This window comes from Actinacidiphila glaucinigra, from assembly GCF_900188405.1.
In the GTDB taxonomy this organism is placed as follows: Bacteria; Actinomycetota; Actinomycetes; order Streptomycetales; family Streptomycetaceae; genus Actinacidiphila; species Actinacidiphila glaucinigra.
The window spans coordinates 108,519-129,020 of sequence record NZ_FZOF01000004.1 but is presented as its reverse complement, the minus strand read 5'-3'; the positions used below and the strand labels follow the sequence as shown (position 1 = coordinate 129,020).

Genomic DNA, 20,502 nt, shown 5'->3' with positions numbered 1-20,502 from the left:
TGGAATGGCTTGTCGTGTAAATCACGTTCGAATGGGTATGCGGTGTCGAGAAGACATGAGGAGGCGCCCAGCCGTGGACACACGCAACGGCCACCCGACCAGCACCCGCATCCCCCGAGATCAGCAGATACGCACGTGCAGGCCTGCTGTCGTGAAGGAGGGCCGGGGCAATCCGCCGCAGCGGGAGCCCGACAGCGGCAAGGAATGGAACATCGTCAGGGGAGAGGACTGAGGGACCCGTACCCCTGTGTGACCGAGCGGGACCACTGCCCGGCGCCGGTGGGAAGGCGTAAGCGGTCGTGCGGACCGTGGGCGCGCCCACCGGCGGGGTGGTGGTCCCGTTCACTTCCCGTCGTCAGCCCGTGGCGTCCGGTGTCCCCGCCGACCACATGATGAGCGGCGGCCGCACGGCGGCGCAGAGCGGGCCGCCCCGGGCATCGGTGAGACCCAGCCGTCCGAGGAGCGTCCCGGAGCGGGCGGCCGCGCGCAGCGTGCCGGGATCGACGCCGTCCAGCATGAGCTTGGCCCGGCGGAACATCGTGAAGTCGCCGGAATCCCCGACCGCGCCCCAGGACAGGTAGACGAAGCGGGCGCCGGGGCCGCCCTGGACACAGGGCCCCGTGACGTCGAGCCCGTCCGGGGTCTCACGGACCCGGCAGTCGAGGTCCCACGTCGCCGCCGCCGCGTCGCCGGGCCGGGGGTCGAGGAGTTCCGCGGAACGGGCGCGGCGCTGCACGGCGACGTGGACGCCACGGTGGTCGCCGAAGGTGCGGCCGGGCAGGTCGCTCCCCTCGATGCGGATCCGCACCGTCAGCCGCCCGCCGTGACGAGCCGGAACGCCAGGCACACCACGGGCGTCGCGTCCTCGACGGGAGTGCCCGCCCGTTCCCAGAAGCGACGGTGCCCGGCCCGCCACGCGTCGAGGGAGGCGTCGCCCTCTCCCTCGGCGGCCGCGTGCTCCCACCGCACGTCCGTGAAGGACGTCACCTCCACGCCCGTGATCTCGATGACGCCGACGCAGTGGCTCTCCCGGTCCAGCAGGGCCAGCCGCTCGCCGACGAACTCCAGTCCCTCGGTCTCCTCCACGTACTCGGACAGCAGTCCGGTCGTGGCGGTCTTCTTGCCCGCCAGGACCAGGGAGTTGAGCTCGTCCCGGAGCGCGTCGGGTGTGCCGAGCTCCATGGAGCGCATTCCGTCGACCCGCGGCCACATCGTCGTACCGTCCCTCGGTGCATGGGAGTGCCGTCCGCCGGATCATCACATGACGGGCGCCACCTCCGCCAGGAACGGCGGGTCCGCCCCCGCGCGCCCGCAGGTCAGAGCCGCGACCCGCGCGGCGAGCTCCAGTGCCCCGGCCACCGCCGGCGGCGGGGAGCCGCCGTCCGCGGTGCCGTGCAGCCGCCGGCGGGCCGCCGCCCCGCCGAGCAGTCCGGCGGAAAGGAGGCCGGAGAGCAGGCCCGCCATGAAGGCGTCACCGGCCCCGATCGTGTCGACGACGCGCACCGGGTGGGCGGGGACCCGGTGCCGTCCGCCGGGGGCCCAGTGGGCCTCGGCGCCCGCCGCGCCCCGCGTGAGGACGACCAGGCGCGGACCGCGGCGCGCCCAGTCGGCGGCCACGTCCCCCGGATCCCGTCCCGGGTGCAGCCAGCCGAGGTCCTCCTCGCTGGCCTTCACCACGTCGGCCAGCGCCACCAGCCGTTCGACGCGCGGGCGTTCGTCCCCGGGCGGGCCGAGCAGCGCGGGTCTGAGGTTCGGGTCGTACGAGACGGTGTGCCCCCGGCGCCGGACCGCCGCGACCAGGCTGAGGATCCGCCCCGCGCCCGGCTCCAGCGCGGTGGCGATCGAGCCGGTGTGCAGGTGACCCGGCACTTCGTGCGGATCGACCGGGGGCAGGTCCCAGGTGATGTCGAACCGGTACACGGCGCTGCCGTTCCCGTCGAGTTCCGCCCTGGCCGTGGACGTCGGGGCGTGGACGACCGACCCCGGCAGCAGCCGGACCCTCCCCTCCGCCAGCCGTTCGGCGAGCGCGTCGCCGTGCGCGTCCCGGCCGATGCGCGTGGCCAGGGTGACCGGGTGCCCGAGCCGGGCGAGACCGAGCGCGGTGTTGGCCGGGCTGCCGCCCGGGTGGGCCCGACGCGTCCCGTCGGGTGCGAGGACCACGTCGGTCAGCGCCTCGCCGGCGACCAGCGTGGCGGGCGTCGTCACGGCTGCACCAGGATCTTGCGGCCGATGCCCGCCCTGAAGCGCTCGATGGCGTGGGGGTAGTCGGTGAGCGGGAACCGGTCGCTGATGAACACCCCGGGGTCCAGCACCCCGGCGGCGAAGAGCTCGGCTGCCCGCTCGTAGCTGTGCAGGACCGCCATGGAGCCGGTGATGGTGATCTCCTGGTTGTAGATCCGGTACGGCTCGATGACCGCGCGGGCCGCGTAGTCGGCCACCCCGAACTGCAGGAAGGTGCCGCCCCTGCCGACCCGTCGCAGCCCGTCCTGGATGGCGTCGGCGTTTCCGGTGGCGTCCACGACGACCTCCCAGCCGCGCGGGCGACTGATCTCCTGCGCCGAGCCGGCCGTGCTGTCGCAGCCCAGCAGCCTTGCCGTGGCGAGCCGTTCGGGGTTGACGTCGACGACGTCCACGCTCGCCGCGCCGGTGCGCTTGGCGAGTTCCAGCATCATCAGGCCCATCGTTCCCGACCCGTAGATCAGCACATGGGCGCCGAGCCGGCCGCGCAGCACGTCGTAGCCCCGCACGGCGCACGACAGCGGCTCGATCAGCGCCGCGTCGGCGGTCGCCACGTGGTCGGGCAGGACGACGCAGTTGGCGACCGGCGCGACGGCGAACTCCGCGGCGCCGCCCGGCTCGGTGACCCCGATCGCGGCCCACCGCTCGCACAGGTTGCCGCGGCCCTGCCGGCAGTAGTGGCACTCGCCGCAGTGCAGCGAGGGGTCGACGGCGACCCGGGCGCCGACCGCCACCTCGGTGACGGCCGAGCCGACCGCGACCACCTCCCCGGCGAACTCGTGTCCCGGCACGATCGGCAGCGTCGGCGCGAACTCGCCCTGCAGGATGTGCAGATCGGTTCCGCACAGTCCGCAGGCGGCGACCGCGACCACCACGTCGCGCGGACCGGGCGCGGGGTCCTCGACGGTGGCGAGCTCGATCTTCCCGGGCTCGGCGATGACGACTGCCTTCACTTGACGGCTCCCAGTGACAGGCCCTGGACCAGGCGGTCCTGGGCGGCGAATCCGGCGACGAGGACGGGCAGGGACACCACGACGGCCGCGGCGCAGACCTTGGCGAGGAAGAGTCCCTGACTGGTGACGAAGGAGGTGAGGAAGACCGGCGCGGTCACCGAGCGGACACCGGTGAGCACCCGGGCGAAGAGCATCTCGTTCCAGCTGAAGATGAAGCAGATCAGCGAGGTGGCGGCGATGCCGGGGGCGGAGACCGGGATGACGATCCGGCGGAACACGGCCGGCAGCCCGGCTCCGTCGATCGCGGCGGCCTCGAGGATCGCCACCGGGATCTCGGCGAGGAAGGACCGCATCATCCAGACCGCGATCGGCAGGTTCATCGAGGTGTAGAGCAGGACCATCAGCCAGACGTTGTCCAGCAGTCCGAGGTTCTGCGCCACGAGGTAGACCGGCAGCAGCCCGGCGACCGCGGGCAGCATCTTCGTCGACAGGAAGAAGAACAGGACGTCGGACCACTTGCGCACGGGCCGGATCGACAGCGCGTACGCGGCCGGTATCGCGAGTGCCAGCACCAGCAGCGTGGAGACCAGGCTCGCCGTCAGCGAGTTGACCAGGGCGGGCCAGGGGCTCGCGCCCGTGGCGGCGCCGAAGAACTCCCGGTAGCCGTCCAGGGTGAGCCCGGCGCCGAGGGAGGGCGGGTTGGTGGCGGCGTCCGTCTCACTGTGCAGCGAGGTCAGCACCATCCAGGCGATCGGCAGGACGAACAGCAGGGCGGCGGCCCAGGCGACCAGCCCCCACAGGGAGGCGGAACGGCGCCCGCGGGCGCCCGGTACCGGTACAGCGCTCATGAGGACTCCTCCTTGAGCAGCGTCGACACCAGGCGCAGTGCGAGGGTGGCGACGACGATGGTCCCGGCGACGACGACCACGCCGGCCGCCGACGCCCGGCCGTAGTCGTGGGCCTTGTAGAAGGACTCGTAGATCGTGTAAGGCAGGTTGGCGGTGCCCAGGCCGCCGGAGGTGAGGGTGAAGACCGCGTCGAAGTTCTGCACGACGTAGACCGAGCCGAGCAGCGCGGCCAGTTCGAGGTAGCGCCGCAGGTGCGGCAGGGTCAGGAAGCGGAAGACCTGCCAGGCGTTGGCGCCGTCCACCCGGGCTGCCTCCACCGCCTCCGTGGAGCGGCTCTGCAGTCCGGCGAGCAGGATCAGCATCATGAACGGGGTCCACTGCCACACCAGCGAGGCCCCGATCGCCCCGAGCGGCATCGAGGTGATCCAGTCAGGCTGCGGCGGGCGCTCGCTGCCGAACAGTTGCCACAGCCAACTCAACGCGCCGTTGAACAGCCCGTACTCGGGGTTGTAGAGGGCGTGCTTCCACAGCAGCGCCGAGGCGACCGGGACGAGCAGGAAGGGCGCGATCAGCATGGTCCGCACCAGCCCGCGGCCCCGGAAGCGGCGGTCCAGCAGCAGCGCAAGGCCGAGTCCCAGCACCAGGCTGACCAGGACGACACCGGCCGTGAGCCAGACGGTGGTCAGGACGGACGCGCGCAGGCCGGCGTCGCCGAACACGTCGGCGTAGTTGGTCAGTCCGGTGAAGCCGCGCCGGTCGGGGTAGAGGGCGTTCCAGTCCGTGAAGGAGATCACCAGCGTGGCCACGAAGGGCAGCTGGGTGACGACCACCATGAACACCAGCGCCGGCATCAGGGGCCCACGGCGGGCCCAGGCGGCGGCTCGGCCCGGGCCCGCGGTCCGGGCGGGCACCGCCCGGACCGCTGCGCGGCCGCGCACCTTCTCGGTGACGGTGCTCGACGTACCGGTCATGGCCGAATCACCCGTTCCGGTACTGGGCGGCGACCTTCTCCGCGAGCTGCTGGGACTTGTCGAGCGCGGCGTCCACCGAGGTGCGCCCGGCGATGGCGGAGGCGATCTCCTGCGAGACCTTGGTGCCGAGGTCGGGGAACTCGGGGATGTCGACGAACTGGATGCCGAGCGTCGGCCGCGGCTGGACGCCTGGGTCGCGCGGGTCGGCCCCGGCGATGGCCTCCTCGGTGGCCTTGGCGAAGGGGCCCGCCACCTTCAGGTAGTCCGCGTTCTCGTACGTGGAGGTGCGCTTGCCCGCCGGGACGCGGGCCCAGCCGAGCTTCTCGCCGACGAGTTCCTCGTACCCCTTGCCGGACGCCCAGGCCACGAACTTCGCCGCGTCGTCCTGACGCTTGCTCGCCTTCTGGACGCCCCAGGCCCAGGTGTACAGCCAGCCGGAGTTGTCCGTCTTCACCACGGGCGCCGGGGCGTAGCCGACCTTGCCGGCGACGGGGGAGTCGGCGCTGTCGAGGATGCCCGCGGCCGAGGTGGCGTCGTACCACATGGCGGTCTTGCCCTGCTGGAAGGCGCCCAGGCACTCGGCGAAGCCGGCCTGCGGTGCGCCCGCCTCGCCGTGCTCGCGGACCAGGTCGACGTAGAACTTCGTCGCCTCCTTGAACGCGGGCGCGTTCACCTGGGCCTGCCAGTCCTTGGTGAACCAGGTGCCGCCGAAGGTGTTGACGACGGTGGTCAGCGGCGCCATCACCTCGCCCCAGCCGGGCAGTCCGCGCAGGCAGATGCCCTTCATGCCGGACTCGGCGCCGTCCGCCTTCGCCGCGAGGTCGGCGACCTGCTGCCAGGTGGGGCGCTCGGGCATGGTGAGGCCCTTCGCCTCGAACACGTCCTTGCGGTACATCAGGAACGACGACTCGCCGTAGAACGGTTCGGCGTACAGCCTGCCGTCGGCTCCGGTCAGGCTCTCCCGCATCGACGGGAGGATGTCCGCCTGGTCGAAGCCGGGGTCCTTGGCGACGGTGTCGTCCAGCGGGGCCAGCCAGCCGTTCTTGCCGTAGATGGGCGCCTCGTAGTTGCTGATGGAGGCGACGTCGTAGGTGCCGGCCTGGCTGGAGAACTCCTGGCTGATCTTGTCGCGGACGTCGTTCTCCGGCAGCACGGTGAAGTTGACCTTGATGCCGGTGTCCTTGGTGAAGTCCGACGCGGTCAGCTTCTGGAGGTCCAGCATCTGCGGGTTGTTGACCATCAGGACGTTCACGGAGGCGCCGCCGCCCCCGCCGTCCCCTCCGCTGCCGCCCGCACCGGCGCAGCTGGCGAGCAGGGCCGTACAGGCCCCGAGTGCGGTCAGCCGGACGGTGGAGCGGCGCCGTGGCGCCCTTCCTCGGTCGGTGTCGTTGCTGGCCATGGGGAGGCCTTCCTGTGAGGGGGATCCCGGCGGCGCGCCCGGGGTCCGGGGCGCTTCGGGGCGTGCCGGGGCGACCTGCGGCGGCTCGCGCGCAGGGTGGGGCGGGTGCGGTGGCTCAGACGCGGATGACGTTGGGGCCGAGCAGCGAGTAGCGGTGGGCCTCGGGGGCCGGCAGGCCCGTGTCGGTGACGATCGTCTCGAAGTCGCCGATCTCCGCGAACCGGCAGAAGCTCGAGGCGCCGAACTTGGTGTGGATGCCCACCAGGACGCGGCGCCGCGCGGAGCGCACCGCCTGCGCCTTGACGTCCGCGACGACCGGATCGGGGGTGGTCAGGCCGAAGTCGCGGGATATGCCGTTGGCCCCCATGATCGCCAGGTCGATGACGAAGGAGGACAGCATCTGGGTGGCCCAGGAGCCGACGGTGGCCAGGGTGCGGCCCCGTACCCGGCCCCCGAGCAGCAGCACGGTGGTCTCGGGGGACTGGGCGACCGCCGCCGCGGTGGGCAGCGAGGCGGTCACCACGGTCAGCGGACGGTCGGTGGGGAGCAGCGCCGCCAGCAACTGCTGGGTGTAGCCCTCGTCGACGAAGACGGTCTCCGCCTCGCCGAGCAGCTTCACCCCCGCCGCGGCGATCCGGCGCTTGCCCTCCACCTGGTGGGTCTCGCGGCGGGCCAGGTCCGTCTCGAAGCCGGCGCTCTCCACGGGGTAGGCCCCGCCGTGGGTACGGCGGACGAGTCCGCGCCGCTCCAGCTCGCTGAGGTCGCGGCGGATCGTCTCCGGTGCCACCTTGAACTCCGCGGCCAGGGCGGTGACCTCCACCCGTCCGGACTGCCGCACCAGGGCCAGGATCCTGTGCTGCCGTTCGTCGCCGCGCATGGCCGCACCTCCCTCGTCCCGGTCCCGTCATGGCCGTTCGGGCATCGGCCGCCCGTTTCCGCCCGTCCGAGATTTATACCGCCGGGGACAGCGGGGCGGTCAGCCCGTACAAGGGAAGAGTCCGCCCGTTTCTGCCCGTTTCCGGAAGGGCGGTGGCCCAGGTCAGCGATGGTCCGGTGGGATCACGCCAGTGAGTTTGCGGGTTTTTCTGCGTTTGGGTGATCATCGGTGACGTCCGGCCGGCGGACCGAGGGGAGCTGCGGAACGATGACCAGTTGGCGCAAGACGCTCGACCGGGCCGGCATCACCGACCCCGCACTCCGCGAGGCGTACACCGCGCAGCGCCGCCTGGTCGCGGGTTTCGACCGGGCCTCGTACGCCGCCGTGCGGCTGCTGCTGCCGGCGCCGGTCGTCCCCGACGCCCTCGCGGCCACCGCCTTCATGCACCACGGCGACAACCTCCTGGACCGCGGCCCGGACGGCCGCCGCGCCTTCGCCGAGTGGGAGGGCCAGGTCCGGGAGGCCCTCGCCGGCGACCCGGCGGACCCTCTGACGCGTGCCCTCGCGCACACCGTCACCCGGCGGCCGGTGCTGCGCGCGATCGTCGCGGACTACCTGGTCGCCGCCCCCGCCGACGCGCAGTGGCGCGGCTTCGCCACCGAGGCCGACTTCCAGGCCTACGTCGACGCGTACTCGCTGCCCGCCTTCCTCCTCGTCGCGGGACTGCTCGCGCCGCCCGCCGGCTTCGACGCCTACCGCGCCGCCTGCCGCACCTTCATCGAGGCCGCCCAGCGCCTGGACTTCCTGGAGGACATGGCCGAGGACCTCGCGGACGGGCGGCTGGGCGTCACCGAGGACGCCCTCGCCCGCCACGGCCTGAGCCGGGCGGCCCTGGAGCGGGACCCCGACCCGGCGTCGGTGGCCGCCCTCGTCCGCGACCAGGCGGGGCTGGTCCGTTCGGGTCTCGCCGGCGCGCGGGGACTGGTGGACCTCGTACCGGAGCCCAACCGGCCCATGGTCCGGGCCCTCATCACGCTCCAGGGGCACCGGTTGCGCAGCGCGGAACGCGCCGGCGCGACGCTGGCCCGGCGGGCCGCCCCGCGTCCGCTCGGTCCCGCCCTGCTCACCCTGCTCCGCGCGTACGCGGGCACCTTCCGCCATCGCGCCCGGCCCTGAACGGTCCGCGCCCGGTAAAGCGGACCAACGTCCGTATTCCAGTGGGGAGTTCGCGGGAATTCCCGGTCGACGGGAATTATCCGCGCGGGAGCGCGACGTTTCCGTTTTCGTGGTTGTGCGGCGCCGTGAAATCCTTAGTATAAGGTTCAAGCATCGGTCGTCGGGTGGGGTCCGGCAGGCAATCACTGCGGGGTCGTCCGGTGCCGCATTCGTCACGGCGCGCCGGCGAGGACAGCAGGCAAAGGTGCCGGCCCGATCCGCGCTCATCGTGCTCGCCGTCTGTGCCAGGTGGGGAGTTAATCCGTGGGGCACCAGCAGCATCTGTATTCGCACGCCTTCTATCCCCTGCTCGCCTACGTGATGGCGGCGGTGGGCTCGGGCCTCGGGCTCGCCTGCGCCGCCCGCTTCCACGCGCGGGGCCTCGCCAAGGGGTGGCCGTGGCTGGCCGCCGGGGCGCTGACCCTCGGGTCGGGCATCTGGGGCATGCACTTCATCGCCATGCTCGGCTTCTCGGTCGACCGTGTGCAGCTCCGCTACGACGTGCCGCTGACCGTGCTCAGCCTGCTCGTGGCGGTCGTCATCGCGGGCGCCGGCATGCTGGTGGCGGGTCTGCGGCGCACCTGGGGCGGGCTGCTCGTCGGCGGTGTCGGCGCGGGGATCGGCGTCGCCGCCATGCACTACCTGGGCATGGCCGCCCTGCGTTTCCCGGGCACCTTCGACTACACGACCTCGCTCGTGGTGCTCTCCCTGGTCATCGCCGTGGTGGCCGCCACCGCGGCGCTGTGGTTCACCCTGCGCGTGACGGGGGCCCGCGCGACGGTGGGCGCCTCGCTGGTGATGGCCATCGCCATCAGCGGGATGCACTACACGGGGATGTCGGCCGTCACGGTGCGCAGCGTGTCGGGGCTCGCGAGCGAGGAGGGCGTCACCGGACTCACCCTCGTCGCGCCGCTCATCATCGGCCTGGGCATCGAGGTGCTGCTGGTCCTCTTCGCCGTCCTGGTGAATCCCGTCGTCGTCGAAGGGAACGGAACGGCACCGCGGGAGGAATCCACCTCCCTCCCGTACGACAACCGCCCCGCCCGCGAGGCCGCGCAGCACGCGGCGCCGACGAGCTATCACGTACCCGCCCCCGCCTCGCGCTTCGAGGCATTCGGAGGCGATCAGGCCGACCCGTACCGCGATTCCCGCGAATACCGGGGCTGAAATCCCGGGAAACGAAGGCGAGAAGAGGGGCCGGGCTGCCGGGGACGTCAATTCCCGTCAGCCCCGCCCCCGCCCCCTTCCGCTTCCCTTTTCCCCTCGCCTTCCGATTCCTCTTCCGATTCCTCTTCCGCCCGAGCCTTTGCCGATCGCCTCGGCCACTTCCGTGAGCGCGGCGAAGCTGTGGCCGCTGACGAACTCGTCGCAATGGGGGAGCGCCGCCGCCATGCCGCCCGCGAGCGGAAGGTAACCCGGCGCCGCCTTGCGCGGGTTGACCCACACCACGCGGTGGGCCAGCCGCCGCAGCCGTGCCGCCTCACGTCCCACGGCCCCAGGGTCCTCGCCCTCCCACCCGTCGGAGAAGATCACCACGACGGCCCCGCGCGCCATGCCCCGGCGCCCGAAGCGGTCGTTGAACTCCGCCAGCGCGTGACCGATCCGGGTGCCGCCCGACCAGTCCGACGCGGCGGCCCCCACCCGGCGCAGCGCCGCGTCCACCCCGTACCGCCCGGAATGGCGCAGCACCGGGGTGAGACGGGTCAGGCGCGTGGCGAAGACGAAGACCTCCGCGGACACACCCACCGCCGCCGCGCGGGGGAAGAGCCTGAGGTAGGCACGGGCGTACGGTTCCATCGAACCGGAGACGTCGCAGAGCAGCACCAGCGGGCGGCGCCGCAGCCGGTGGCGCGACCGGGCCAGGCGCACGGGCTCCAGGCCCGTCGTGCGGATCGCGCGCAGCGTGCGCCGCGGGTCCACGCGGGGGCCGTGCGGGTCGGCGTCGCGGCGCCGGGTCCTGCGCAGCGGGGTGCGCAGCGCGATCAGCTCCATGAGCCGGTCCAGGGCGGCCAGTTCCGCCGCCTCCAGAGCGGAGAAGTCCTTGTGGGCGACGACCTCCGCGGTGCTGCCCAGCGTCGGCAACGTCCCCGCGGGGCCGTCCGCATCCTCCCCGGCGCGGGGCGCGGGCGCCCGTACCGGACCCGCACCGGCGGGGGCCCGGCCCGGCGCCGTGCGGGCTCCGGGGGCCGGGGCCCGCACCTGCTCCTCCTCGGCGCCCGGCGGTCCGGCGGTACGGTCGCCGCGCTCCGCGGGAACGCCCCCGAGACCGCCGAAGACGGCCTCGAAGACCCGCTCGAAGGGCGCGATCAGTTCCCGGTCGGTGACGAAGGCCAGCCGCGCGGTCCAGTACAGGGCCGCGCGGTCCACCGGGGGCGCCAACCGCAGCGACCGCAGGAAGCACACCGTCCGCTCGGGGGTGACCGGCAGACCGGAGCGGCGCAGCGCCTCGCCGAGCCGGCCGCCGAACTCGGCCGTGTCGAACAGCGGGAGCCGCGGCCCCGGTGGCGGCCCGGGCGCCGGCTCAGGCGTCACGGCCGCTGCCCACCAGCCACTCCAGGCCGCGTTCCCGCGCCAGTTCCTGGTCCTCCCGGTACTTCAGCAGTGCGCCCAGGGTCGCCCCGGCGGCCTCCGCGTCCAGCCGCCGTACACCGAGCAGGGCGAGCGCGGCGAGCCAGTCGATGCTCTCGGCGATCCCCGGGGCCTTCTGGATCTCCAGGGTGCGCAGCCGCCGCACCGCCGCCGAGATCGCCTCCGCGAGTTCCGCCGAGGTCCCGGGCACCCGGCGGCGGACGATGCGCACCAGGCGCTCGGGGTCCGGGTAGTCGATCCAGTGGTAGAGGCAGCGCCGCTTCAGGGCGTCGTGCAGATCACGGGTCCGGTTCGAGGTGAGCACCACGACCGGCGGCACCACGGCACGGATCGTGCCGACCTCCGGGATCGTCACCGCCGACTCGGCCAGCACCTCCAGCAGGAACGCCTCGAAGTCGTCGTCCGCCCGGTCGATCTCGTCGATCAGCAGCACCGCGGGCTCCGGGCCGGGATGGGTGAGCGCGGTCAGCACGGGGCGCCGCAGCAGGTACTCCTCCGTGAACAGGTCCGCCTCGGCGAGACGTTCGCCGCGCGACTCGGCGAGCCGGATGCCCAGCAGCTGACGCGCGTGGTTCCACTCGTACAGCGCCTCCGCCGCGTCGAGGCCGTCGTAGCACTGCAGCCGCACCAGCGGGCCGCCCAGCACGTCGGCCAGCGCCTTCGCCGCCTCCGTCTTGCCGACCCCGGCCTCGCCCTCCAGCAGCAGCGGCTGCGGCAGCCGCAGCGCCAGGAACAGCGCGGTGACCAGCCCGGGGTCGGCGAGGTAGCCGCGCTCGTCGAGCGCCCGGCGCAGACCGGCGGGGTCCGGGACGCGCTCCTGCGTGAACGTGCTCACCGCACCTCCGCGTAGCGGCCGGGGTCGGCCTCGAACGCCGTACGGCAGCCCTCGCAGCAGAACCAGCGGCGCGTGCCCCCGGCGTCGGAGTGCGGGGTGTCCGCTACGGCGGCCACCGTCATCCCGCAGACCGGGTCCAGCGCGGTGCGCGGGGCGGGCTCCGGTGCCGGGTCGTCCACGCCGATCCGGTCGCCCCGCACCGAGGCGACCACCTCCGCGAGGATGGACAGCGCGATCTCGCCCGGCGTGCGGGCGCCGATCCACAGGCCCGCGGGCGTCCGGACCGCGTCGCGCTGCTCCGCCGTCAGGTCCAGCCCGGCGACCACCGCGGCCCCGCGCCGCGGACTGGCCACCAGCCCGACGTACGGCACACCCGCGCGCACCGCCGCCGTCAGCGCGGCCTCCTCGTCCCGTCCGTGCGAGGCCACGACGACCGCGTGGACCCCGGACAGCGACTCCTCGGCGGACCCGCCGGCGGGCGGCCCGGCGACCTCGTAGCCGAGGGCGGGGCCCAAGCCCGCCAGCGCCCGGGCGATGGGCGTCTCGCCCAGCACCAGGACCCGCGGGACGGGACGCCGGGGCTCGAGGAAGATCTCCAGCTCCCCGCCCGACAGGCACGGGTTGCGCAGGCTCAGCGCCCCCTCGACCGCCTCCGTCTCCCCGGCGGCGCCCTCCTCGGCAGCCTCCGGGGAGATCCGCAGCAGCAGCGCCTCGCCGCTCGCCAGCGTCCGCAGCGCCTGCGCGCGGACCGTGGCCTCCGCGCAGACGCCGCCGACGAACCCCTCGATCCGCCCGTCCTCCAGCACCACCGCGGTGTCGCCGGGGCGCGCGCTCGCCGGCCGGCGAGCGCGCACCACGGTCGCGCGGACGAACGGGACATGGCGCGCGGTGAGTTCGGCGATCCGCGCGTCCGGCACCGTGGCCTGGCTCATTGCGGCGCCTCGACCTGGCCGTGCCGCATCGCCTGCCACACCCGGCCGGGCGTGAGCGGCATGTCGGCGTGGCGCACGCCGATCGCGTCCAGCACCGCGTTGACCACCGCCGGGGGCGAGCCGACGGTCGCGGACTCGCCGATGCCCTTGGCGCCGATCGGGTGGTGCGGCGACGGCGTGACAGTGTGCCCCAGCTCCCAGGCCGGCACCTCCAGCGCGGTCGGCAGCAGGTAGTCCATGAAGGAGCCGGACAGGCAGTTGCCGTCCTCGTCGAAGCCGATGAACTCCATCAGGGCCATGCCGACCCCGTCCGCGAGGCCGCCGTGCACCTGCCCCTCGATGATCATGGGGTTGATGCGCGTCCCGCAGTCGTCCACCGCGATGAAGCGCCGCACCTTCACCGCGCCCGTGCCCGGGTCGACGTCGACCACGCAGATGTACGCCCCGAACGGATAGGTCAGATTGGGCGGGTTGTATACCGTGGTGGCCTCCAGATGGCCCTCCACGCCCTCCGGCAGCTCCAGCGCGCCGTGCGCGGCCAGCGCGATCTCCTGGATCGTCCGGGTCATCGCCGGGTCGCCCTTGACCGACCACCGGCCCTTGGTCCACTCCAGGTCGTCCGGGGACACCTCCAGCATCGCCCCCGCGATGATCCGCGCCTTGTCCCGCACCTTGCGGGCCACCAGCGCGGCCGCCGCCCCCGACACCGGCGTCGACCGGGAACCGTACGTGCCGAGCCCGAAGGGCGTCTGGTCGGTGTCGCCGTGCACGACGTCGATGTCCTCGGGCGGGATGCCCAGTTCCTCGGCGACGATCTGTGCGAACGTCGTCTCGTGGCCCTGCCCCTGGGTCTGCACGCTGAGCCGCACCACGGCCTTGCCGGTCGGGTGGACGCGCAGCTCGCAGCCGTCGGCCATGCCCAGCCCCAGGATGTCCATGTGCTTGCGCGGGCCCGCGCCGACCGTCTCGGTGAAGAACGACAGCCCGATGCCCATGAGTTCACCGCGCTCGCGCTTCTCCGCCTGCTCGCGGCGCAGTTCCTCGTAGCCGGCCAGGTCCATGGCCTTGCGCAGGCACGCCGGATAGTCGCCGGAGTCGTACTCCCAGCCCGTCTTGTTCTGGTACGGGAACTGCTCGGGCTGCAGCAGGTTGCGCATCCGCAGGTCCGCCGGGTCGGCGCCGAGTTCGGCCGCGAGGCAGTCCACCATGCGCTCGATCAGGTAGACGGCCTCGGTGACGCGGAAGGAGCAGGCGTAGGCGACGCCGCCCGGCGCCTTGTTGGTGTAGACACCGGTGACCTCGCAGTGCGCGGCCTCGATGTCGTACGAGCCGGTGAAGATGTGGAAGAAGCCCGCCGGGTACTTCGTCGGCTGCGCCGTGGAGTTGAAGGCGCCGTGGTCGGCGAGGACCTTGACGCGCACACCGAGGATGCGGCCGTCGCGGGTCGCCGCGATCTGCCCGTTCATGTGGTAGTCGCGGGCGAAGGAGGTGCTCATCAGGTTCTCCGAGCGGTCCTCCACCCACTTGACCGGCTTCCCCGTGACGATCGAGCCGACGACCGCGCACACGTAACCGGGGTAGATGCCGACCTTGTTGCCGAAGCCGCCCCCGATGTCCGGGGAGATGACCCGGATCTTGTGCTCGGGCAGCCCCGCCACCATCGCGTAGAGCGTGCGGTGTGCGTGCGGCGCCTGGGTGGTCGTCCAGAGCGTCAGCTTGCCGTCGACGGGGTCCATGGAGGCCACCGCGCCGCAGGTCTCCAGCGGCGCGGGGTGCACGCGCGGGTAGAGCATCGTCTGCTCGACGACGACGTCGGCCCGGGAGAACACCTCCTCCGTGGCGGCCCGGTCGCCGGCCTCCCAGTCGAAGATGTGGTTGTCGGTACGCCCCTCCAGGTCGTCGCGGATGACCGGCGCGGCGGGGTCGAGGGCGCGGCGGGCGTCGACGACGGGGTCGAGCGGCTCGTAGTCCACGTCGATCAGCTCGATCGCGTCACGGGCCGCGTAGTGGTCCTCGGCGACGACGAAGGCCACCTCCTGGCCCTGGAAGCGCACCTTGTCGGTGGCGAGCACCGCCTGGGTGTCCATCGACAGCGTCGGCATCCACGCCAGGCCCAGCCCGGCCAGCGTCTCCCCGGTGATGACGGCCTTCACCTTGGGGTGCGCCTCGGCGGCGGAGGTGTCGATGGACACGATCCGGGCGTGCGCGAAGGGGCTGCGCAGCACCGCGCCGTGGAGCATGCCCGGCAGCTTGACGTCGTCCACGTAACGGCCCTTGCCGCGGACGAAGCGCGGGTCCTCCTTGCGCTTCATCCGGCCGAAGCCGATCGGCCGCTCCTCCGCGGCGGGGCCGGCGGGGCCGGCGGGTTCCTCGACGGTGGTCATGCCTGGCTCCCCGCTTCCTCACGGCCGGCGGACTCGTGGGCGGCGGCCCACCGGATCGCCTTGACGATGTTGAGGTAGCCCGTGCACCGGCACAGCTGCCCCGAGATGGCCTCGCGGACCTCGTCCTCGGACGGGTCGGGGTTGCGGTCCAGCAGCGCCCGGCCGCTGAGCATCATCCCCGGGGTGCAGAAGCCGCACTGCAGCCCGTGCTCCTCGATGAAGCCCTGCTGCACCGGGTCGAGCCGGTCGCCGTCCGCCAGCCCCTCGACGGTGCGGGTCTCGTGGCCCTCGGCCATGGCGGCCAGGACCGTGCAGCTCTTGACCGGCTCGCCGTCCATCAGCACCACGCAGGTGCCGCAGTTGCTGGTGTCGCAGCCCCAGTGCGTCCCGGTCAGCTCCAGGTCGTCGCGGAGGAACCGGACCAGCAGATGGCGGGCCTCCACCTCGCGGGTGTGGTCCTCGCCGTTGACGTTCACCGTGATCCGCACGTCCGTCATCCCTCCTTCACGGCCGCGGCTGGGGCGGCGGCCCGGGCGACAGCGCGCCGCAGGGCCCTCTTGGTCAGTTCTCCGGCCAGATGCCGCTTGTAGTCGGCCGGCCCGCGGCTGTCGGTGACGGGCGAACAGCTCGCCGACGCCACCCGCCCGGCCTCCTCGAAGAGTTCCGGCGACGGCTCACGGCCCTCCAGCAGCTCCTGCACCGCCTCCGCGTGCAGCCCGCCGGCGCCGACCGCCGCCAGACCCACACCGACGTGCGTCATGCGCCCGTCCTCCAGGCAGAGCGCCACCCCGGCCGCCGCCACCGCCCAGTCGCCGGCCTTGCGTTCCAGCTTCTCGTAGGCGCTGCCGGAGCCCGGACGGACGGGGAAGCGCACCTCGGTGAGCATCTCGCCGGCGCCGACCGCCGTCTCGTACGGGCCGCGGTGGAAGTCCGCCATGGCGACGCCGCGTTCGCCGTCCGCGCCGCGGATCACGGCCACCGCGTGCAGCGCCGCGCACACCGCCGACAGGTCCTCGGACGGATCGGCCTGGCACAGCGAGCCGCCGATGGTGCCCCGGTTGCGGACCGGCGGATCGGCGATCACCCGCTCGGCGTCGTGGATGATCGGGAAGTGCCGTCCGACCAGCGGCGACTCCAGCAGGGTGCGGTGCCGGGTGAGGGCCCCGACCCGCAGCTCGCCGCCGGTCTCGTCGATGTGGTCGAGTTCGGTGAGGTCGTTGATGTCGACGAGTACCTCCGGCCCGGCCAGACGCAGCTTCATCATGGGGAGCAGGCTGTGCCCTCCCGCGAGGACCCTGGCCTCCTCGCCGAAGCGCCCCAGCAGTTCCAGGGCCTCCTCCACGCTCTGCGCCCGCTGGTACTCGAACGAAGCGGGTACCTGCACGGCACCCTCCTTCCCTGCCCGGACGGTGGACGATATGGGTCGTTGCGGGGTGCATGTGGGGGGAACACTCGCGCCGTGGAGAGGACCGGTCAACGGCAACTGAAGAGAATGGTTAATACGGACTGCGACAGTTGACGCTCGAACAGATGTAATGTCCTCATGACGCTCACGCAGTTGAGGGCCTTCGTCGCCGTGGCCCGACTGGGATCGGTCAAGGCCGCCGCCGAGTCGCTGGGCGTCACCGAGCCCGCGGTGTCCGGGGCCGTCGCGGCGCTCCGGCGCGAACTGGGCGACGTCCTCTTCATCCGCGCGGGCGGCGGCATCAGCCTCACCCCGGGCGGACAGCGCCTCGCCGCGGGGGCCGCCGAGATCGTAGGCCTCGCCGAGGAGACCCGCCACCGGGTACGGCAGGCCAGCGCCGGCACCGCCCAACTGCGGGTCGCGTCCACCGAGACCGGCGCCGAACAGGTGCTCCCCGCCCTGCTCGCGTCCTTCGGGCGGCGCCAGCCCGACCTGGACGCCGACACCCTGGCGGTACCCGTCGGCGTGTTCGGCGAACTGCTCAGGGACCGCAGGGCCGACGTCACGATCGGGCCCGCGCCCGCCCCGCACCCGGCGATCGAGTCCGTGCCCTTCCTCCGCTTCCAACTGGTCGTCGTCGCGGCGCCCGGTCACCCCTTGCGGCAGCAGTCCCGCATCGTCCCCGGCCGGCTCAGCCGCGAACCGTGGCTCTTCGGCCCCGCCGGGATGGACCCCGACACCCTCGCCGGCGCCTTCCTCGCCCGCATCGGCGTCGACCCCGCCAAGGCCACCGCCTTCCCGAGCGTCACCGCCTCGCTCAACGCCGTCGCGGCGGGCGACGGGCTGACGCTGGCCCTGCTGCACGTCGTACGCGAGGAACTGCGGCGCTCCCACCTCGTCGTCCTCGACGTCCTCGGCATGCCGGTCAACGGCATGCTCTACGCGAGCACGCTCGCCCCCGACCGCCGCTCCGCGGTCGCCGCCGCGCTCTGCCGGTTCGTCACCACCCCCGCCGCCACCCAGGCCCTGCTGGCCCGCTCCAACGGCGTGCCGCTGACGGAGTTCCGGCCGCCCGTGCACGTCACGCTCTGGAGCTGACCGGCCGCTCGCACACGTCGGTGCGCGTCAGCCGGCACCGCACCTCATCGCCTCCACCCTGGAGTCCTCCAGCTCCCGGCACGGCAGGAAGCCCCGTCCCTCCAAAAGCTTCGAGACGCCCCGGCTGCGCAGGAAGTCGAGGAAGTCGCGGGTGATCCCGGTCGCGCCCTCGCGGGTGTAGAGGACCTCGGAGGCCCAGAAGGGGTAGTCGCCGGCGAGCACGTCCTCCTTCGTGGGCGCGGTGCCGTTGACCGGCACGGTCCGGACGTGCGGGAAGAAGGGCAGGGCGTCGGCCTCGGCGTAACCCACGGCGTTCTCGGTGCGGTTGACGTAGTCCAGCAGCTCCATCGTGGACCCCACGGAGCAGATCCTCGGGGCCTCCGCGGGGCCCTCGCCGCCGGCCCCGTCGCTGTCCCGCCGGGGGACCGGGCAGGGGGAGGCGGGCGTGGTGGGGCGCGTGCCGAGCACCCGCTCCTCGAAGACGTCCCGGGTCCCCGAGCCGTCCGCGCGGACGACCGCCACGGGCGCCCCGGCGAGCCGCTCGTCCTCGTCGTCGACGGCGCCCCCGGTGAAGACCTGCCGGAGCTCTTCCTGGGTCAGCCCCCGGTCCCACAGCGAACGGTCGCGGGAGAGCTTCTCGTTGGCCACCACGGCGAAGACGAGCACCCCGACGTGGTGGCCGTCGAGCCCCTTCTCCGGCGCCAGCCCGGGCACGGTGTCCACCATCGCGATGGTCTCGTCGGTCCTGTTCGCCCGCAGCTTCGTCAGGCCCTCGCGGCTGCCGGTCGCCTCCAGCAGCACCTCGGCCTCCGTGCAGCGCTCCTCGTACGACTCCTTGACCTGGTGGGCGAGCGGGGAGAAGGCGGTCGAGCCGGCCACGGTGAGCCGGCTGCTGGAGCAGGTCGCGTTCAGTGCCAGGCTCCGGTTGTTCGCGTAGGTGCCCGCGCCGAGGCTCAGCGCCGCCACCAGCGTCACCACGATGGCGGCCGCCCACCGGCGCCTGGCGCGGCCCGCGGTCCGCTTGATTCGCCCGCCCCGGACCTTCCCGCCCGCGGTGATCTTGGGCGGTTTGACCGAGGAGCCGTTCCGGCCGTCCTCCAGGAGCACCAGCAGACGGAAGCGGTCGCGCCGGTTGAGGGTGAACAGCGGCAGGGTGATCGTGTCCGTACGCTGCTCCGTGCCCTCGCCGGCGGACTGCCGGACGGTGGAGACGGAAGCGGAGCCGGAGACGGATCCGGAGCCGGAGGGGTGGGCGCCGGCCGGATGGGTGTCCGCCGGCACCGGGGCGGCCTGCGCGGGCACCTGCGGCCGCAGGGCCGTCTCCAGCGTCTCGTTGGCGTCCCGGACCTTGAAGTGCACGACCTTGCGGCCCTCGAAGGTGAAGGTCAGCGGCCCGGGAAAGTGCTCCGGTTCCAGCGTCTGCACACCCGAGTTGCGGACCTCCAGGATGACCAGGCTGCCCTCGCTGATCTGCTGGCCCTGCCAGTGGATCTCCCACATCCCCGGTGGCGGCTGGCTGTTGATGTGCTTGTTGATGGGACCGTTGTAGACCTCGCTCCAGCTGATGCGCCGCCAACCCTGGTACCGGTCCAGCCAGAAGGCCACGACACTGGCGCTGACGGCGCAGACCACGGCCCCCGCCCACATCTGCCCGTCGCTCAGCCCGCCGAAGAAGTCGGCGATCGTGTCGAACACTCCCGTCCCCCTGCCCGAGTGCCGTCCCGGAAGCAACGAATGATCGGCAACTGAGGCTCATGGGGCGCCACGGCACGCCGTACGGCGTGTGAACAGGTCACCAACACCATGACGGTCCGTCAATTATGTGACAGCGAACGCCGTTCCGGCGGTCCGGTGCGCCGCGGAAGCCGTGCGGCCTCGGGAATCGACGTCTTAAGCGAACGCTGAACTGCGCGTTGACGGCCCGTGACGGCAGGCCCAAGGTGTGGGCACCGTCCGGGACCGCCGATGACGTCACGACCGGAAGAGAGGTCTGCCCTCGATGGACTTCACCAACGAGTTCCGAGTGAGCCTGCCGCCGGATCAGGCGTGGGCACTGCTCACGGACGTCGAGCGGATCGCGCCGTGCATGCCGGGTGCCCAGCTCACCGGGCGGGACGGCGACACGTACAACGGCCTCGTCAAGGTGAAGGTCGGCCCCGTGACCGTCCAGTACAAGGGCACCGCCGCTTTCGAGGAGCAGGACGCCGGGACCCGGACCGCGGTGCTGCGGGCGCGCGGCCGCGACGCCCGGGGCCAGGGCAACGCCGACGCGCGGATCACCGCGCGGCTGGTTCCCGAGGGCGACGCGACGATGGTGACGGTCGAGACCCGCCTGACGATCACCGGCAAGATCGCGCAGTTCGGCAAGGGCATGATCGAGGAGGTCAGCAGGAAGCTGCTGGGCCAGTTCGTGGAGGCCCTGGAGCGGCAACTGGCCGAGGAGCGGGCGCCCGAGCCCGCCGCGGTCGGCGGGGGCGAAGTCCTGGCCGCGGCACCGGCGCCGACTGCGTCCACGGCCGCGGAGAGCGCCGGGGCGGAACGGGCGGGTGCCGCGGAAGACGTCGTGGAGGGGCCCGCGGAAGGCGATGAGGCCGCGCCGGCGCCCGCGGTCGAGCCGGCGCCCGCCCCGGTGCGGCCCGCGCCGGAGCCGGAGCCGATCGACCTCATGGGGGTCGCCAGGGGCGCCGTGCTCAAGCGGGCGGTCCCGGCCGCCGTCGCGGTCGTCGTGGTGGTCCTGCTCGTCGTCTGGCTCGTCTGA

The 20,502-nt window shown here is 73.1% G+C and carries 20 protein-coding genes; 5 read left to right on the top strand and 15 right to left on the bottom strand.

Annotated elements, in window-relative coordinates:
• Positions 1–73 precede the first annotated feature (73 nt).
• On the top strand, positions 74–232 hold the full coding sequence (locus CHF15_RS44780; RefSeq protein ID WP_179279708.1) for a hypothetical protein: 159 nt from the start codon (positions 74–76) through the stop codon (positions 230–232).
• Positions 233–355: 123 nt separating this feature from the next.
• On the opposite strand, the gene CHF15_RS45660 is transcribed toward CHF15_RS44780, so the two are convergent.
• The 8 genes from CHF15_RS45660 to CHF15_RS09555 all read right to left on the bottom strand — a co-directional run bounded on the left by CHF15_RS45660 (position 356) and on the right by CHF15_RS09555 (position 7,286).
• A complete protein-coding gene (locus CHF15_RS45660; protein WP_089223245.1) occupies positions 356–808 on the bottom strand; it encodes a DUF5990 family protein in 453 nt (150 codons plus the stop codon).
• 2 nt (positions 809–810) lie between these two features.
• Positions 811–1,182: an ASCH domain-containing protein gene (locus CHF15_RS45655; protein ID WP_245938748.1), complete on the bottom strand. Its 372-nt coding sequence runs from the start codon at positions 1,180–1,182 to the stop codon at positions 811–813.
• 75 nt (positions 1,183–1,257) lie between these two features.
• Positions 1,258–2,205 (bottom strand): carbohydrate kinase family protein, encoded by a 948-nt coding sequence (locus CHF15_RS09580; RefSeq protein ID WP_089223243.1) that lies wholly within the window; start codon positions 2,203–2,205, stop codon positions 1,258–1,260.
• Positions 2,202–3,191, bottom strand: coding sequence for a zinc-dependent alcohol dehydrogenase family protein (locus CHF15_RS09575; RefSeq protein WP_089223242.1), 990 nt, complete (start codon positions 3,189–3,191; stop codon positions 2,202–2,204). The genes CHF15_RS09580 and CHF15_RS09575 overlap by 4 nt, the downstream gene beginning before the upstream one ends.
• On the bottom strand, positions 3,188–4,039 hold the full coding sequence (locus CHF15_RS09570) for a carbohydrate ABC transporter permease (RefSeq protein WP_089223241.1): 852 nt from the start codon (positions 4,037–4,039) through the stop codon (positions 3,188–3,190). Before CHF15_RS09570 ends, CHF15_RS09575 begins: the two co-directional genes overlap by 4 nt.
• The gene (locus CHF15_RS09565; RefSeq protein WP_089223240.1) at positions 4,036–5,010 is read right to left on the bottom strand and encodes a carbohydrate ABC transporter permease; all 975 of its coding nucleotides are present in this window, start codon (positions 5,008–5,010) and stop codon (positions 4,036–4,038) included. The genes CHF15_RS09570 and CHF15_RS09565 overlap by 4 nt, the downstream gene beginning before the upstream one ends.
• Before the next feature lie 7 nt (positions 5,011–5,017).
• Positions 5,018–6,409: an ABC transporter substrate-binding protein gene (locus CHF15_RS09560; protein WP_089223239.1), complete on the bottom strand. Its 1,392-nt coding sequence runs from the start codon at positions 6,407–6,409 to the stop codon at positions 5,018–5,020.
• 115 nt (positions 6,410–6,524) lie between these two features.
• Complete coding sequence (locus tag CHF15_RS09555) at positions 6,525–7,286, bottom strand: DeoR/GlpR family DNA-binding transcription regulator (protein ID WP_089223238.1); 762 nt, start codon at positions 7,284–7,286, stop codon at positions 6,525–6,527.
• A 267-nt stretch (positions 7,287–7,553) separates the two neighbouring features.
• Between CHF15_RS09555 and CHF15_RS09550 the strand changes: the two genes are divergently transcribed.
• Both CHF15_RS09550 and CHF15_RS09545 read left to right on the top strand, forming a co-directional pair.
• A complete protein-coding gene (locus tag CHF15_RS09550) occupies positions 7,554–8,462 on the top strand; it encodes a squalene/phytoene synthase family protein (protein WP_089223237.1) in 909 nt (302 codons plus the stop codon).
• 303 nt (positions 8,463–8,765) lie between these two features.
• Entirely contained in the window at positions 8,766–9,668 is a 903-nt protein-coding gene (locus CHF15_RS09545) for an MHYT domain-containing protein (protein WP_089223236.1), read from the top strand.
• Positions 9,669–9,725: 57 nt separating this feature from the next.
• Here the strand turns inward: CHF15_RS09545 and CHF15_RS09540 are convergent, their stop codons facing one another.
• From CHF15_RS09540 to CHF15_RS09515, 6 genes are read right to left on the bottom strand one after another with little or no spacing between them, the layout of a single operon-like run.
• Positions 9,726–11,033, bottom strand: a complete 1,308-nt coding sequence (locus tag CHF15_RS09540; RefSeq protein WP_245938747.1) for a vWA domain-containing protein — start codon at positions 11,031–11,033, stop codon at positions 9,726–9,728.
• The gene (locus CHF15_RS09535; RefSeq protein WP_179279716.1) at positions 11,023–11,925 is read right to left on the bottom strand and encodes an AAA family ATPase; all 903 of its coding nucleotides are present in this window, start codon (positions 11,923–11,925) and stop codon (positions 11,023–11,025) included. Before CHF15_RS09535 ends, CHF15_RS09540 begins: the two co-directional genes overlap by 11 nt.
• Positions 11,922–12,857 carry an XdhC family protein gene (locus tag CHF15_RS09530; RefSeq protein WP_089223235.1) on the bottom strand — a complete coding sequence of 312 codons (936 nt, stop codon included), beginning with the start codon at positions 12,855–12,857 and terminating at the stop codon, positions 11,922–11,924. The genes CHF15_RS09535 and CHF15_RS09530 overlap by 4 nt, the downstream gene beginning before the upstream one ends.
• Positions 12,854–15,241: an aerobic carbon-monoxide dehydrogenase large subunit gene (locus CHF15_RS09525; RefSeq protein WP_089223234.1), complete on the bottom strand. Its 2,388-nt coding sequence runs from the start codon at positions 15,239–15,241 to the stop codon at positions 12,854–12,856. Before CHF15_RS09525 ends, CHF15_RS09530 begins: the two co-directional genes overlap by 4 nt.
• A complete protein-coding gene (locus CHF15_RS09520) occupies positions 15,238–15,738 on the bottom strand; it encodes a (2Fe-2S)-binding protein (protein WP_179279715.1) in 501 nt (166 codons plus the stop codon). Before CHF15_RS09520 ends, CHF15_RS09525 begins: the two co-directional genes overlap by 4 nt.
• Positions 15,735–16,625 carry an FAD binding domain-containing protein gene (locus CHF15_RS09515; RefSeq protein WP_089223233.1) on the bottom strand — a complete coding sequence of 297 codons (891 nt, stop codon included), beginning with the start codon at positions 16,623–16,625 and terminating at the stop codon, positions 15,735–15,737. The genes CHF15_RS09520 and CHF15_RS09515 overlap by 4 nt, the downstream gene beginning before the upstream one ends.
• A 159-nt stretch (positions 16,626–16,784) precedes the next feature.
• On the opposite strand from CHF15_RS09515, the gene CHF15_RS09510 reads away from it, so the two are divergent.
• Positions 16,785–17,744 carry a LysR family transcriptional regulator gene (locus CHF15_RS09510; protein WP_089223232.1) on the top strand — a complete coding sequence of 320 codons (960 nt, stop codon included), beginning with the start codon at positions 16,785–16,787 and terminating at the stop codon, positions 17,742–17,744.
• 27 nt (positions 17,745–17,771) lie between these two features.
• On the opposite strand, the gene CHF15_RS09505 is transcribed toward CHF15_RS09510, so the two are convergent.
• Positions 17,772–19,439: a substrate-binding domain-containing protein gene (locus CHF15_RS09505; RefSeq protein ID WP_089223231.1), complete on the bottom strand. Its 1,668-nt coding sequence runs from the start codon at positions 19,437–19,439 to the stop codon at positions 17,772–17,774.
• 304 nt (positions 19,440–19,743) lie between these two features.
• Between CHF15_RS09505 and CHF15_RS09500 the strand changes: the two genes are divergently transcribed.
• A complete protein-coding gene (locus CHF15_RS09500; RefSeq protein ID WP_089223230.1) occupies positions 19,744–20,502 on the top strand; it encodes an SRPBCC family protein in 759 nt (252 codons plus the stop codon).